General features: G+C 65.5%; 12 protein-coding genes. 4 read left to right on the top strand and 8 right to left on the bottom strand.

The window, feature by feature from the left end; all coding sequences use genetic code 11:
- The 3 genes from AC1D2F_RS19770 to AC1D2F_RS19760 all read left to right on the top strand — a co-directional run.
- The coding region (locus tag AC1D2F_RS19770) for a transposase (RefSeq protein ID WP_476967529.1) at window positions 1-219 on the top strand (219 nt) is incomplete at its 5' end.
- 76 nt (window positions 220-295) lie between these two features.
- On the top strand, window positions 296-1,153 hold the full coding sequence (locus tag AC1D2F_RS19765) for a PhzF family phenazine biosynthesis protein (protein WP_229995615.1): 858 nt from the start codon (window positions 296-298) through the stop codon (window positions 1,151-1,153).
- Between the two features lie 1,670 nt (window positions 1,154-2,823).
- Entirely contained in the window at window positions 2,824-3,177 is a 354-nt protein-coding gene (locus AC1D2F_RS19760; RefSeq protein ID WP_229994313.1) for a VOC family protein, read from the top strand.
- A gap of 12 nt (window positions 3,178-3,189) precedes the next feature.
- On the opposite strand, the gene AC1D2F_RS19755 is transcribed toward AC1D2F_RS19760, so the two are convergent.
- The 8 genes from AC1D2F_RS19755 to AC1D2F_RS19720 all read right to left on the bottom strand — a co-directional run bounded on the left by AC1D2F_RS19755 (window position 3,190) and on the right by AC1D2F_RS19720 (window position 12,807).
- Window positions 3,190-4,581 (bottom strand): formimidoylglutamate deiminase, encoded by a 1,392-nt coding sequence (locus tag AC1D2F_RS19755; protein ID WP_229994312.1) that lies wholly within the window; start codon window positions 4,579-4,581, stop codon window positions 3,190-3,192.
- Window positions 4,578-5,777, bottom strand: a complete 1,200-nt coding sequence (locus AC1D2F_RS19750; RefSeq protein ID WP_229994311.1) for an allantoate amidohydrolase — start codon at window positions 5,775-5,777, stop codon at window positions 4,578-4,580. The genes AC1D2F_RS19755 and AC1D2F_RS19750 overlap by 4 nt, the downstream gene beginning before the upstream one ends.
- Before the next feature lie 331 nt (window positions 5,778-6,108).
- On the bottom strand, window positions 6,109-7,434 hold the full coding sequence (locus tag AC1D2F_RS19745; RefSeq protein WP_229994310.1) for a DUF2254 domain-containing protein: 1,326 nt from the start codon (window positions 7,432-7,434) through the stop codon (window positions 6,109-6,111).
- A gap of 427 nt (window positions 7,435-7,861) precedes the next feature.
- A complete protein-coding gene (locus AC1D2F_RS19740; RefSeq protein WP_229994309.1) occupies window positions 7,862-9,319 on the bottom strand; it encodes a cation:proton antiporter domain-containing protein in 1,458 nt (485 codons plus the stop codon).
- A 673-nt stretch (window positions 9,320-9,992) separates the two neighbouring features.
- Complete coding sequence (locus tag AC1D2F_RS19735; RefSeq protein ID WP_229994308.1) at window positions 9,993-10,184, bottom strand: hypothetical protein; 192 nt, start codon at window positions 10,182-10,184, stop codon at window positions 9,993-9,995.
- 153 nt (window positions 10,185-10,337) lie between these two features.
- Window positions 10,338-10,721 carry a winged helix-turn-helix domain-containing protein gene (locus AC1D2F_RS19730; protein WP_414645505.1) on the bottom strand — a complete coding sequence of 128 codons (384 nt, stop codon included), beginning with the start codon at window positions 10,719-10,721 and terminating at the stop codon, window positions 10,338-10,340.
- A 276-nt stretch (window positions 10,722-10,997) separates the two neighbouring features.
- Complete coding sequence (locus AC1D2F_RS19725; protein WP_364746217.1) at window positions 10,998-11,381, bottom strand: hypothetical protein; 384 nt, start codon at window positions 11,379-11,381, stop codon at window positions 10,998-11,000.
- Window positions 11,382-11,655: 274 nt separating this feature from the next.
- A complete protein-coding gene (locus AC1D2F_RS19720) occupies window positions 11,656-12,807 on the bottom strand; it encodes an FAD-dependent monooxygenase (protein ID WP_364746214.1) in 1,152 nt (383 codons plus the stop codon).
- Between the two features lie 501 nt (window positions 12,808-13,308).
- Between AC1D2F_RS19720 and AC1D2F_RS19715 the strand changes: the two genes are divergently transcribed.
- A complete protein-coding gene (locus AC1D2F_RS19715; protein WP_229994305.1) occupies window positions 13,309-15,105 on the top strand; it encodes a CocE/NonD family hydrolase in 1,797 nt (598 codons plus the stop codon).
- Window positions 15,106-15,239 lie beyond the last annotated feature (134 nt).

Genomic DNA, 15,239 nt, shown 5'->3' with positions numbered 1-15,239 from the left:
GAAGCGAACCGCAAGCGACGGGGCAGCAAGGGCGGAAGACCTGTGGGTCTAGACAAAGATGCCTACAAACGCCGGAACGTCGTCGAAAGGGCCTTCAACGTATTCAAGCAATGGCGCGGGCTCGCCACCCGATACGACAAGCTCGCCCTCACGTACCGCGGCGCCGTCGTCCTTCGCGCGATCACCGTCTGGCTCAAAGTATTAGGAGACACGCCCTAGTGCTGCAGTCGCTTTTCGCTTCACCCTGTTGGTCTTCGCCACGCCCGTATTTTCACAACCCACCGAGGATGTAGCAATGAATCAGACTCCCGATGTACTTCGCTATGCCGCCTTTGCCACGAGCCCTGGCGGAGGCAATCCGGCGGGCGTGGTCTTGGACGCAACCCGTCTCGACGCCGCGCAGATGCAGGTCATCGCGGCCGATGTCGGATATGCGGAGACGGTCTTTATCACCGGGGCGGCGATTGACGGAGACTCACGTCGAAACCGCGTGCGGTACTTCTCCCCGATCGCCGAGGTGCCCTTTTGGGGCCATGCCACAATTGCCCTGGCTGTCGCGCTGTCGAGGCTGCACGGTGCGGGGACCTTTACGTTCGATACTTCGGTGGGGCTGGTCTCGATCGAATCTGCCGGACAGGGCGCTACCCTGACGGCATCCTTCACGAGCGTGGAGCCTCGCGTCGCCGAGTTTCCGGCAGGTGTTCTGGACACTCTGCTCGGGTTGCTGGGCGTGGGTCGGGACGAATTGCACCCCGCCTACCCTCCGCTGCTCGCCTTTGCAGGAAACTGGCATCCAATACTGGTCTTCGCTGACCGAAGGACCTTTGACTCATTCGGGTTCGACCCGGATCCCATGCGTACGCTGATGGACGCCCAAAACTGGGCCGGTACCGTAACGACACTCTGCGAGATCGGAGCGGGCGAGTTTGACTCGCGAAATCTCTTCCCGGCGGGCGCCATCACTGAAGATCCGGCGACGGGTTCGGCTGCCGCTGCTTTCGGCGGATACCTCCGCCTGCTATCGCTTGTGGAACCACCCAGCCGGGTGGTGGTGCTCCAAGGGAGCCACGTCGGCCGCCCGAGCAGACTCACCATTAATATTCCACCGCTCGGCGGGATCGCAGTGCGCGGAGAAGCCGTCGAAATCGCTTGAGCCGTTTCGTCGGCGGAAAGCAGCTGATTTTGGTCCCGCTGAACCGGGCATCCGCGCTTTCTCATGATCCCGTCCGTTTTACAACCGCTTCACGACGCGTGCCCTGCAGGCAGAGCTGACCACCTATGACTTCGAAGGCAAACCCCAGCGTCCGAGTAAGGAACAGCTGAAGGAAGCTCCTCCTGAGGTAAAGCAGTTCAACTCCTAGCGGACCATCCGCAACATCGGCAAAGAACGTCGAGTAGGACCAGCACGAAATCGATCGGCGGTTTCAGCCTCTTGATGGGGGTCGTTTCCACGGCGAAAAGTGGTCCCCGTTCAAACTGCGATTGCTGCCGCTAAAGTGGGCTCGAATCGGATTTCAGTCGGCTGGGGCACAGCCTGGGCTTTTGGCCACACGAGAGCCTGGTCTGAGTCACGCTGGAAAAAAACCGCATGGGCGCCAACACCGGCTGAACCTGCCTTCCAGCTCGGAACATGCAAAGTACTACGCCGGCGCGTCGCCGGGCACCTCGGAGGCGACGCCGAGGCGACAGCATCAGCATTCGCCAACTACGCGGACGCCACGACGGCCGGGGACCTTCGCTTCCGGCCAGCCTCTGCCGCTCACTCTCGCGGCTAATACTGCCTTCTGTCGACGCGCCAGAGGAATCGAGACGACCACGTTAGAAGAGCACGCTCAGGTAGTCATGTCGAAACCGTGCATCCGGTTATGGACGGGTATGACTGACTACCCAGCAGGAACGGCGACGGAAGAAGACTACTGTCACGCACACCTCCCTGCCGCGGACGCTTCTGGAACAGTCCACGTAGCACGGACCGGACGTCCCGCCAGAGTGCCCGGAAAGTCATGTCACACAGACCTCGTGGTTGCATGAACTCGTGTCAGGAGAATTAGGCACGGAGGGAGCCGCCCACCAGCAACGGCATCCCGCGTACACGGTGTGGACAATGTGCACGCCACCTCTGCCAGACAAAAGGGCGCCAAGCTCTCCCCCGGCTCACAGGGAAGGAGCGAATCGGGGGGAAAGAATCTCCAAGAAAGTTTCCCAGGTCATGTCAACACCACAACCCCACGGCATGAATACGTACAAGACCAACCACGCCCGGCACAACCAACCAGAAAGGAGACCCAGATGACCCCACCTCCCAGCCGGCGGAGGGCCCACTAGCCCGGGCCCTGAACCCGCCACCCACACAACCGAACAGGCCACCGCGGCGCCAGCCACAGACCGCGGCCAATGTCAGAGGGACCCACGCAGGGTCAATGTCCACACGTTAAAGCAAAAACCCCCTCTGACGAGGGGGTTGCTGTGCCCGAGGTGGGACTCGAACTGCATTCCCACCCCCGCAAACACTGGACTCCCCCGAAAACATGCGGAATCCGGCCCGATCCGGCCCCGGTATGACCCGATCCGACACCCAAAGTGTGTACTTTGTACACACTTCCTTTTTGCCACATTGAGATCGGGAACTCACGGATTCCACTCTTCTGTCCACAACCACCACGCTGCGCAGGCGTTGAGCCCATTGGCAGTGTCTATCAGACACTGCCAACCCGCCGAAAAAACTGACGAAGGCCGGCCTGTGGAAGCACCTCTCCGGGGTGGGGCCGGGATGTCCTCATGCCCTCGGCACCGGACTTTCCAGGGCAGCCGTAGGCTCAGAAAATGATTGGACGAGTAGATGAGGTCGTAGTGGATTGCCAAAACCCGGCCGCACTTGCGGAGTTCTGGTCCTCGGTCCTCGGTGGCGAACCAGTGCATCGAAGCGATGCGTGGTCCTTCATCGATCCGCCGGGATGGACGCGGCTGGCCTTCCAACGGGTGCCCGAAAACAAGCAAGGGAAGAACCGGCTCCACATAGACGTGCACGTGGAGGATGTGCCGGCCGCCTCTGACGCCGCCGAAGCCATCGGAGCTCGCAGGATCGGCAAGATCCACATAGGTACTGTGGGCACGTTCCAAGTGCTCCAGGATCCCGAAGGCAACGAATGGTGCGTTGTGCGCGCCGCAGGCGCATGACAGACAAGCCCCTCAGGAAAACTCCTTCAATGCCTCCGTCAGGAGGCGGCCCGGCGGGCCGAGTCGCCGGTGGATGCCGTTGGAGGCCACCACTTCCGCCGCGATGACGACGTCGGTGACGTCGCTGGCCGTGGCGCTGAAGGGAAACTGCAGCGCCCTGGAACCGGCCGTTCGGGCCGAACCGGGATCCACGGCCATCAGGTCGCAGACCGTACCGACCGCCAGCACAGATGCAGCGATGGGGGTGGCCATCGATCGGGCGGCACCGTCCGTAGCGGCCCGCAGCAGTTCCTGCGGGGAAAACCTTCCGCGCTGACCGGAACCGAGCCGTTCACCGTGCTCCAGCGAGCGCATTTCCACCCACGGGTCTATGACAGCGTGCTGGTCCGTACCCAGCGCTATGGTTGCTCCGGCGTCGGACAATGCGCGGGCCGGGCCGATCCCGTCGGCGAGGTCGGCCTCGGTGCTGGGGCACATCACCACCGTGGCGCCGGCGTTGCCGAGCAAGGCGACGTCCCCGGGCGTCAGGTGCGTGGCGTGGACGGCCGAGAGCCTGCCGGACAGCAGGCCGCGGCGCTCCAGCAGACCGGCAGGCGTGACGCCATAGGCGGCAAGGCAGGCCTCGTTCTCCGCCGGCTGTTCGCTGAGGTGGATGTGAAGGGGCATGTCTACGGGCAGTTGTTTGGCCACCACTGCCAGGTCCTTGTCCGGGACGCCACGCACGGAATGCAGCGCTGCCCCTAGACCGACCATCTCCGGGGGAAAGCTTCGCTCCATTTCGGCGCGAAGCGATGCCAGCCTCGCCAGCCAGGCCTGGACGTCAGCGTCGCCGAACCGCGACTGTTCGGGACTCAGCGGCGTATCGATCCCTCCCGCCAGATACAACGTGTCCAGGAGCGTCAGTCGGATCCCGGCCGCCATCGCCGCCCTGGCCAGCGCCAGCTCCATGGCATGGGGTTCTGCGTAGTGGGCCCCGCCCGGCTGGTGGTGGACATAGTGGAACTCGGCCACACTGCTGAAACCGGCGACCACCATTTCCGCGAACACCGCGCTGGCGAGCTTTTCGTAGCTCTCCGGTGTCAGCTCGGCCGCGCTCCGGTACATCTGCTCCCGCCACACCCAGAAGTCGCCGCGTCCGTGGTGCGTGCGTCCGCGCAGGATCCTGTGGAAGGCGTGGGAATGGGCGTTGGCGGCGGCCGGAAAGACGACGCCCTTTAGTACGTGGTCGCCGGGCTGCGGCTTTGCACCCGGTGTGATCGCAGTAATCCGGCCGTCCCGGACGTCCAGCCGCACCGACGCGAGCGCCGCGGCGGGGTCAACTGCACCGCCGTCGTCGTCGCCCGGGCTCCCGTCAGCCGGAGCGTCGCCGGCCACAACAGCCGACTCGCACCAGAACCCGGTCACAGCAGCCCCTCCAGGACATTCGCCAGGGCCTCGGCACCGGTGTTGGCGTCCTCGTCGGCAACGTATTCCTCCGGGGAATGCGAGATGCCGCTGGGATTGCGGACGAACAGCATCGCGGACGGCACATAGGCGGAGAGCACTCCGGCGTCGTGGCCGGCACCGGTAGGAAGCACAGGAGCCCCGGGCAGGATCCCGCTGATCCGCCGGGTCAGGCCGGGATCGAAATGGACAGTGTCGCTGTAAGACTCCTCCGTGAGGGTAACGGAGCATCCTTCACCTGCCGCTATCCTTTGGGCGGCGCCGTAGATCGATTCGATCAGCCGGGCGGTCACGGCGTCGTTGGGATGCCGGGCGTCGAGCCACATGTCTACGCGGGAGGCAATGACGTTGGTTCCGCCGGGTACCGGCATCAGGCGTCCCACCGTGGCGCGCGCATCCGGCTGGGCTGCGGCAGTGTCGCGCACGGCGACGATGATCTGCGCCGCTGCGACCATCGGATCCGCACGGTCAGCCATCAGGGTGGTCCCGGCATGGTTGCCCTGGCCGCTGATGCTCAGCTTCCAGCGGCCGTGCCCCAGGATGGAACTTCCGACGGCGATGGCCGGGCCGCCCGTTCCCAGGCCCTTGCCCTGCTCAACGTGCAGTTCAACAAAGTTGCCGATTCGGGCCAGGGCCTGGGCATCCGGACCGACGTGCCGGGGGTCGAGCCCGTTCGACCGCGCGACGTCCGCGAACGTGTTGCCGTCGCCGTCGCGCAGGTTCCGCGCCTTGTCGACGTCGATGGCTCCGGTAAGAAGGCGGGATCCGAGGCAGGCCACGCCGAAGCGGGAGCCCTCCTCCTCAGGGAACACCGTGATGGCCAGGGACCGGTTCGGCACATTTCCGCGGGCAATAAGGATGTCGACGGCGGCGAGTGCCGATGCGACGCCGAGCGGGCCGTCAAAGGCGCCGCCGCCGGGTACTGAATCGAGATGGCTTCCAGTGACCAGGGCGCCGTCCTGGGGTTCGCCCCACCACGCCCAGATAATGCCGTTGCGGTCGGTCTCGACGGCCAGGCCACGCTGGAGCGCCTGTTCGATGAACCACGCCCTCAGGTCGAGTTCCGCAGTCGAGTAGACCGCCCGGGAATAACCACCGCGCACCGCGTCGCGGCCCACGTCCTTGATCGAATCCAGGAGCTGGTTGACGGTTTCCAAATGAACCTCCGAGTAGTGTGAACTGCCACCAAGTAAAAACCAATTTCCACTGCATGACCGCTTTCGGCCTATTAACCGCTTTCGGCCTATTAACAGTTGTCGCCGCCACGGCGCAGCCAGTCGTAGAGGTCCAGGCGTATTCCTCGTGCAACTCTCACTCGATGCAGGCTACAACATCAGCTACGCCGTCTATGTGTCTGACTACTCGCGGTACCTCCCTGCCGATGCTGCCCACAGGAAATCCGCCGCTGCCTGAAGCGCCTCATCACCAGACAGCTCTTGCGCCAACTCCAGACACTCATGGCTTAACCCGCCACCATAGAAGGGTCGTCTAGTCGGCGCCCGTCGTGCCGCCCGGGACGTCGAAGGCCTTGAGCACTGCCGCGCCTTCCGCGAGAAGAGGTTCGCGATCGGCTGGCTGGGCCACACGCCGGGTCACATCGCTCAGGAGAGTCTCGACGTACCGCCGGACTACAGCGTGGTGGGCCGCGTCGCCGAACCACAAGAGATCGCGGCACACGCGCAGCAGAGCCCGGACGACGCGAGGTTCGTTCGCGCCGTACCGCCGCACCTGTCCGAGGGCGAGATCCACGAGATAGGCGAAATCGCGAGCCGGCACGTGCAGCCTTATGGTGCCTTGCGCGTCCGCCACGGCCTGCGGACCGTGCTGCCGGAGCGCGAGGGCCGCGAGGATCGAGCCGAGATGATCGACCGCCTGGTTCGCGGTGTAGGGGTCGTTGATGGCGGGCGAGAGCGCCTTGGACGCGACGTCGGCGAGTTGCCGGATCCCGAAGGCGACGTCCTGCTCAAGGGTCCGTTCGTAGCCAATCCGCACGCTCTGCACGAGCGCCCGCCGCAGTTCAGCGCCAGCGTCGGGGGCCAGGGGACCTTCGCCCGCGCTCGCCCACACCCAGGCGAGCGGAGCCCCGGCGACGACGTGTCGGCCGACCATGGGCACCATCTGGGCAGTGAGGCCTCGGCTCGCGAGCGCGCCGACGAACGCCTCAACATGGAAGGCTTGGACATATCCAGACCGCGGTGCCGGCAAGGCCGTGGCGCCGGGCGGCGGGTTTGGCATGCGAAGAGTGGGGTCGCCCGGGACGAACGACCGCTCGATCACCTTGAGTGTGGCCGTCTCGACGCGCTTCATGACTTGGTCCACCTGGATCGAATGCGCCAGGTGGTGGGCGAAGTAGACGAGCATGATCATGCTCACGAACAGCAGCAGCAGTGCGCCGCTCACCGCGAGGCGCGGGTAGTCCTGGGTGCGCTGTCCGCCGGCGATGCCGACGGTGTAGAGGCCCGCCGTGCTGTACGCGAACGTGGCCATGAACGTGCTCAGCGTCACCTGGTTGGGGATGTCGCGCAGGAAGTTCCGCAGCAGTCGCGGGCTGAACTGCGTAGACGCGAGCTGCAGGGCAACGACGGTGAGCCCGAGCACGACGGCGATGACGGTGACCATCGTGCTCGCGATCCCGATGAGCAGGTTCCGCGCGTCATCGGACGTCCCTTGGAATAGGAGGACGGCGAGGGGCGACGCTGCGCCCAGCTGCACTGCGGAGAGCCCCGCCCCCGCGATGAGCGCGAGGGCGACGGCGCACGTCGGCATCGCCCACAGGGCACTCGCCAGATACTCCCGAACGGCCTCACGCCTCACATGTAACACTCTCGGCCGACGGTCCTCGCCCGTCAAGGGCAGCGCTGCAGGGTTGCCGCCCAGTGGGGCGCAGTCGCCCTGGGGGCGCATGGGGTGCTTCTGCAAGTCAGGGGACCACATGCAAAACGTCGCAGACAGACCAGGTCCCGGGCCGGCGGAGCCCTTCGGAGCCGGACCGGGGCCCGACAGCCGACCGCGCGAAGCGGATGCCCATAATTCCGTTGCAGCGAATCGGAACCCAGACCGGATTCGAAGAACCAGCCCCACATTGCCTGGTTCTGGCCGCTCTTCTTTATTGACGACCGCTCTAGCGAATTGCCGGCTGGTGGCCCGCCAAGGCACGCCGTTTGATCCAGGGCGGCGCCTCTCGAGCCGAAAGTTCCTCTGGCCGGGGTACGTTCAAGTGGTTCGATGTGCCTGCGGGGCTTTACGGGGGTTGTTGAAAGAGTCGCGCCAGCCCAGTTTCTGAATCCGAGAGGGCGAGGATGACGTCACCGGCACGCAGTGTGGTATTGCCGCGGACTTGGATGAGATGGCCATCTCGTCGGATCATGCTGATCCACCCTGACTCGCCTAGGGCCATGTCCGCTATCGTGGAGCCGTCTGCCGGGGATCCTGGCTCAACGACGTGCCGGTGTAGTCCGTGTGGTTCGTCTGTGAACCGCAGGCCAATGCCCCAGGGTTCCGGGTCGATGTGGCGCATCGGCACGTGCAGGAGTGCGGCGAGGTAGGGCACGAATGTGCCTTGAACGACGACCGAGGTCAGTACGACGATGAATACAATGGAGTAGATACGTGACGCATCGGCCGGTCCGGCGCTGAGGATGAACATGCCCAGCAGGATCGGGACGGCTCCTTTGAGGCCGGCGAGAAGGATGAATGCACGTTCGCCCCGACGCAGCCGGATGGGTGTTATGAGCAATCCGACAAGGGCGGGGCGGATGATGAGGATGAGCAGGCCGGCAAGGACCAGCCCGATCTCCAGCTCGCCGGATCGGAGGATATCTCGGAGCGAGACGCTGAGCCCGAGAACTGTGAATGCAACGATTTCGGCCAGGCTGGCGATACCGGCGCTGAAGCGTTCGATGTCGCGTTTGTGAGGGGCGCGTTGGTCTCCGATGATGATTCCTGCCAGAAAGACGGCCAAAAACCCTGAACCGTGGAGCAGGGTCGTTGCGGCGTAGATGAAGGCTACAGCCGCCATCGTTCCCACCGAGTGCAGGGCTTCGTTAGGCAGGACAACTTTGCGCATCAGCGCCAATAAGCCATGGCCGGCGAAGAAACCGATGAGCGCGCCGACGGCCATTTGGAGTGTGAAATCCGCAGTGACACTGGCCACGGCGTCAAGCCCGACTCCGGTGACACCGAGCAGGCTGATCATCAGGGCAATGCCGACGGGGTCGTTCGCCCCCGACTCACCCTCCAGGATGGTGCCGGTCCGACCAGTGATTTCCCGGCCGCCCAGGACGGAGAACACCACGGCGGGATCTGTCGGGGACAGCGCCGCGCCAATGAGCAGGGCCGTGCTCCAGCCGAATCCAAAAAGCGCATGTGCGGTCAGCGCCAGGGCGGCGGCCGTTGCTGCAGTCCCGGCGATACCGATCCAAGCAATGGCCCCGGCGGATTGGCGGAACCGGCGCCAGCCGATGTGCATGCCACCATCGAAGAGGATGAACACCAAGGCAACTGTGACAATTCGTTGTTCCACTGTCACCGGGATATGTTCCAACGCAGGGATAACATCGGAGGCCAGGGCCGCGGCCAAGAGAAACACTGCCGGCGCGGGTACTCGGAGCCGGGCGCTGAGGCGGTGGGCCAGCACGGCGGCAAGAAGAGCGGCCGCGACCAAGAGCATGACGAGGCTGAACGGCTCGACGTCGATCACGTGTTGAATGCTACGCCAGTGACGGGTGTCAGAGGCCAGGGCCCGGCCTGTCAGCACTCGCGGCCGCAATTCGTCGACCGAAGACTTTCATCAGTCATATGGCGGCACTTGCGTGAACTTCGCCGCCGCTCAGCAGCCTTCGGGCACGTGGTTGTGTTGGCCTGGCACAGACGTCAATCAACGCTGGCGTGCCCCGCACATCCGTGTTGCCCTTACCCGCAAGCTCGTCGCGGAAGTCGGCCTAAAGTCGAGGGACGTTGATGCCGAGTCCCCCGCCGAGGATCAATGGTCCGGCAATGCCGAACTGGGCCAGGGTCTGTGCTGTGCGCCCGCAACTGGGCTGGAGCCTGCTGGCCTTCATCGTCCTGGACACCGCCATCGGCGCCGCCGCGTACCCCCTCGCTGCACGACGAGGAACCGCCCACGCCTGACGCATCGCCCGTGCTATAGCCGGTGTCGAACGACCAAGGAAGCCCCAGAGGGCATTCGTTGTCCGGGGCTTCCCTGGCTCCCGGCGGACTACGGGAACTCTGCGGCTGGACCACAGGGGGGCGGCGGGATCCCCTGGTGTCACTCGCCCATCATCGTTGGCCGGCTGCGCCCGGCAGGAATTCTGATGAGACATCTCTGTCTTGCGGTCAAAGTCGGGGAACCGTGCATTCGTTGGGTAATTTTAGGAGTTTGGATCGAGGTAGAGCGAGAATCCAGTGATTTCGTCGTTCTCGTTCATCTCGATGTGCAGCTTGTCCTCGTCTGAGCAACCGCCTGCATCTGCGCGCGCCACAAAACGCTTGAGATCTCCGAACGTGGCACGCTGTCCCTCAGGTCCGGAGAACTCAATTTCCAATTTCAGTCCGACAGCCATGGCAGACTGTATGCCAGCCAGCGGGGTCAACCGTCTGTGGGTCCCAGAGCCGGGTCAGCGGCCACCGGTGCGGGTGATGGTGGCTGCCGGAGGATCCGGGGCCGCTCGCCGGTGAACGTACGGCGACCGATCGCCGGAGTGGTGGCGGCCGGATCAGGGCTGGAACCTGTATCCGATGCCCGCCTCGGTCATGAAGTGGCGGGGGTTGCCGGGTTCTGGTTCGAGCTTGCGGCGGAGCTGGGCCATGTAGACCCGCAGGTAGTTGGCTGCCTTGGTGTAGGCGGCACCCCAGATTTCGGTGAGGAACTGCTGCTGGGTGACGAGTTTTTCGGGGTTCCGGACCAGGATTTGCAGGATGCCCCATTCCGTGGGGGTCAGGCGCACGTCCTGCCCGTTGCGGGTGACGCGTCTCAGGGCCAGGTCGACAGTGAAGGAGGCTGTGGTCACCACGCGCGCTTCGTCAGCTTGGGTGGTCCGGCGTTGGCCGGCGCGCAGCCGGGCCAGGAGCTCGTCCAGTCCGAAGGGTTTGGCCACCACTGATGCTTCTTCAGGTGGGAGTCGCTCACCGCGCCGGGCCCCTGACGGACGCCCTTGTCGTCCTGCAGACCGAACAGCAGCCACCGACTGAAGTTCTCCCCGACTCCCGGCCGCACCGCCGAAGGATCCGCAGGCGGCCTGCTCATCGTGGTCATGTGTACCTCTCCGCGCGATGCCCGCCGTCGTGTTCACTGCCGACGATAACACCGGCCGGGCCGCGCTTCCCGGGCCGGCATCAATCTGGACGGACCCTTAACACCGGCCGTTGCGCGGTCTTCACCGCGAACTCATGGAGCCGCGGGCGGGGATTTCGATGTAGAGGATGGATCCGGCGGCGGGCCGCAGGTACCGGTGTTTACGGTGTCGTGCGGGCCGGTAGAGGTGTCCGAAGGGGTCCTCCACACGGGCTTGCTCCAGCCGGTCCTGGCTTGCGAGCCTTTGGTCGATCTCCTGAATGTTGGACGGGTGTGATGCAAGGCCGTCAATGTTCAGAGACCAGGCGCCCGCGGCCGGTGCTGTCCCGCGTTCCAAGCCGAGGGTTTCGAACAGGTCCGAGACCACTTCGTGACGGGTAGCGGGGTAGAAGCGCCGGAGCCGGTGCCCCTCCGGGTGCGCGTTTTGCGCGTCCAGCCACGCGTGGCGGAGCCAATGGAATTCCACCGGGCCGCGGGAGGGTCCCAGGATCAGGTGGCGGTTCGGATCCAGGGCCAGGCGGTAGGCGGTGCCGCTGCGGTCGATGATGCACGCAGCTTCCCCAACGTACTCAAAAGCCGACAGCAGATCCTGTTCGGACCCCAGATGGCGTGAATAACGTCCCGGCGCTCACTCGCCCATCTGCGTCAGCCGCCGACGCGCCGGGGCAAGGATCTGCGGTGCGGGCCGGTGTGCCGGTTGCGCTTTCGAGTTCGCCCCGCTGAGGCGTTCGCAGGGCCGGTCACTTGGATCCCGCGGAGCGCGGTGGTGGGGTCGGCACGCGTGGGAGCAAACATGCGGTGAGGTTGCGGACGGTAATGCCGGTATGTGTCGCGGGCACAAGCAGCGCGGAGGCGAGAGTATGGCCGCGTTGGCTCGGGCCGCTGGCTTTGCGGTGGCGGGTTTCGTAGGCGCGGAAGGCGGCGGCGTGGTCCTCGGGGGTGACGGCCAATGTCTCGGCCAGGGTGGTGGCGCCGATCATGGCCAGGCTGGATCCGTCTCCGAACAGGGACATGCAGGAGGCGGCGTCTCCGAGCAGCGCGACCCGGCCGCGGGACCAGGCCGGCAGCCGGACCCGGCTGACCGAGTCGAAGTACAGGTCGTCGGCGGCGCGCAGGCGCTCGAGCAGCTCAGGCAGCACGGGTGGCGCGGGTGCCGGCCAGCCGGCGTAGGCGTCGAGAGTGATCCGCTTATGGGCCTCGACGTCGCGCCGGTCGAGCCCGGGCCGGTCCGGGCCGCGAAAGATGAACGCGGCCCCCTCGCTGCCCCGCACGGGGTGCACCGTTAGTGACCGGCCCGGCGCGTTGTACATCAGGATCGTGGCCGGATCTGCCGCGAGGCGGTCGAGCGGCAGTGTGGCGACGTACAGCCCGAGGTGGCGGACGAAGTCCGCCTCCGGGCCGAACACCAGGGTGCGCACGCTCGAGTGCAGCCCGTCGGCGCCAACCACCAGGTCAAACCGGCGCGGGGCCGCGTGCTCGAAGGTGACGTCGACTCCCCCGGCGTCCTGGCGCAGCGCGGTGATCGAGTCGCCGAAGACGAACTCGGCATCGTCGCGGGCGGCATCACAGAGGATCGCCGATAGGTCGGCCCGGGGCACCTCGACCTCGCCGCGATTTGACCGGCCCAGCCTTAGCGGACCGATCCGGCGGCCGGAGGGTGTGACAAACGCGAAGCCGGTCGCGTCGGTGGCCGCGTCACGCAAACGCGGCAGGATTCCCATCCGGCCGGCCACCTGGGCGGCCCCGCGACGCACATCGACCGGGTTAACGCTGGAGCGCAGTCCCCGGGCGCGTTCGACGACCGTCGGGCGGAATCCCTCCCGGGCCAGCCAGTAAGCCAGGGTCGGGCCGGCGATACCGGCACCGCAGATCAGCACTGTGCCTAGCCCCATACCCGCCATCCTAACGATTTCGAAGTGCCCAAGAACCTGGCTCAGCCCGCGGCCACTGATGTGCGCGCCGCGGATCATCTAAGCGCCAGCCGTGGTCCGGGGCGGTGTTGAGGGCCCCGGCCGGCAAGCGTCTGGCCCCTGCACCTATGCCGGCCCCCTACCGCAACACCCTCCGACCGCTCCCCCGCCGCGAAAGACTCATCTAAATTGTTCCCGCACAGCCGCGCGCAGACGGAACCGCAAACCGCCATTTCAAGCCGCGATTTGACCGCCCACTCTCCCAGACCAGCGGCGAAGGCCTTAGAACCGTCCCGGAGAAAGAGTGGCCCGGTATCCGAAGAACATGCATGCTTATCTGCAGCGGCAACTCGCAAGTCAGTCCACTTCAGCAGCAAACTTTTTATGCGAGTCCGCCTGGTGCTGAGAGCCACTGTTCGTTCTAGAAGGAACAACGGGGCCAGCCCGCTAAGGAGGTCCTCTCGTGGGAGGAAAAGTGAGGCGGTGAGTACGTCTGGCCGGCTTCTGGGCTGGCTGCTTGGCCTTCCACCGGTTCGGTCGCCATCCGTAGGGGTGCAGCGCGATCTGGCGATCCCGGCGCGGGATGGGGTGGTGCTGTTGGCGGACCGGTATTTTCCGGTGACCGACGCCCGGGCGCCGGTGGTGTTGATCCGCACGCCGTATGGGAGGGGGTCAGCCAACATCCTCGTGTCGCGGCTGATCGCCGAGCGAGGCTACCAGGTCCTTGTCCAGAGCCTGCGCGGCACCGGCGGATCCGGCGGGACCTTCAACGGATTTGTGATGAACCGCGACGACGGCCTGGCGATCATCGAGTGGATGCGGGGCCGGGACTGGTTCCCCGGCGCGTTCGCCACGTGGGGCGCCAGCTACCTCGGGTACGCCCAATGGGACTTGGCCTCCCAGGTGATACCCGAATGGAAAGCGGCGATCCTCGACGTCGGTCCATCGGATTTTTATCACACGTTCATGTACCCCGGAGGTGTCTTCGCCCTCGGCAACGCCCTCGGATGGGCCCAACTGGTGAGCAGCATGTTTAGCCCGGACCAATCTATCCGGACCCGGACCGTGTCGGCGCTCACGGCCAAGGCCCGGTTGACGCGCGCCGCGAACCAGCTGCCGGTCAGTGGAGCGGACAGGGTCGCCACGGGTGACCGGATCGGATACTTCCAGGAATGGATCCGGCACGAGCGTTACGACGAATACTGGGCGGCAATGGATTACCGCCCCAACGCCTCGAACATGCCTCCGGTCGTGCATCTGGCCGGAGCGTGGTGGGACTTCTTCCTCCCCAACGTCCTTGCCGACTACGCAGCGCTAAGTCGCCCGGGACGATCCGTGCGGCTGTTCATCAGCTCGGCGGCTCACGGCCGGAACATGGCACTCCGGTCCTACCAGCGCGATGCGTTCGCCACGCTTGACCGCGCGCTCGGAAACCGACGCCCGTCAGAACCTGCTCTGCCGGTCAGGGTGCGGGTCACCGGCACCCGCCACTGGGCCGAACTGCCCGGCTGGCCCCCGGCGACCGGCCGTCCGGCCCGGTGGTACCTGCAGCCTGCCGGAATACTCGACATGCGGCCGGCCCCGCCCTCGCCCCCGTCCCGTTACGTCTACGACCCGGCCAACCCGACACCCGCGGCTGGCGGCAGCGTCGTCGGCTGGGGCGCCGGCAGCCAGGACAACAGGACACTCGAAGCCGGCACGGACGTCCTGACCTTCACCAGCAACCGGTTGGAAACCGATCTCGACGTCATCGGCCCCGTCACCGCGACACTGTACATCCGCTCCAGCCTCGAGCACACAGACTTCCATGCCAGGCTCTGCGACGTGGATCCGCACGGCCGGTCACTAAATCTCTGCGACGGGATCATCCGCCTGCACCCAGGAAACAACCTCCCGGACCCCGAAAGAATCCGAACCGTCCACATCCAGCTCTGGCCGACAGCCCACCGCTTCCGCAGCAGCCACCGCATCCGGCTACAGGTCTCAAGCGGCGCCCACCCGCGCTTTAACCGCAACCCCGGGACAGGCGAGCCGCTGGCCACTGCCATCGAGCTGCGCGTCGCCCATCAGGAAATACTCCACGACCCTCCGCACCCCTCTACCCTGAATCTTCAGGTCGTCCCTCACCCAGGCGGCGCAGCCCACTATTCTCATGACGGACGCCACACCCATCTGAACTGCGTCTCCGTACAAAAGGGGCAGCTGACGGCAGTCCGACGGCGGCGGGTCTCCGGCGAGGGGTCCCGCCGTCGTCGTCCATGCCCCGCAGGGCCGGCATGAAAAAGAAAAAGGAGTTTCCGATCGGAGGGTAACCTTTCGGGCTACCCCCTGCTTGGGCCTCTGCCGATGGGCGGATTACGTCACGCCGTTGAGGCTGCTGTTGCCTACCGGCACAGGCCGGGTGAAGGGAACTG

It is taken from the genome of Arthrobacter sp. P1_B3, assembly GCF_056406615.1.
Note: the sequence above shows the minus strand (reverse complement) of the source record. Positions and strands in the feature narration are given on the sequence as shown.

Bases quoted from the DNA above. Each gene is read 5' to 3' on its own strand.
- AC1D2F_RS19765 (WP_229995615.1), top strand. From the start codon at position 296: ATGAATCAGACTCCCGATGTACTTCGCTATGCCGCCTTTGCCACGAGC.
- AC1D2F_RS19760 (WP_229994313.1), top strand. From the start codon at position 2,824: ATGATTGGACGAGTAGATGAGGTCGTAGTGGATTGCCAAAACCCGGCC.
- AC1D2F_RS19720 (WP_364746214.1), bottom strand. From the start codon at position 12,807: ATGGGGCTAGGCACAGTGCTGATCTGCGGTGCCGGTATCGCCGGCCCG.
- AC1D2F_RS19735 (WP_229994308.1), bottom strand. From the start codon at position 10,184: ATGGCTGTCGGACTGAAATTGGAAATTGAGTTCTCCGGACCTGAGGGA.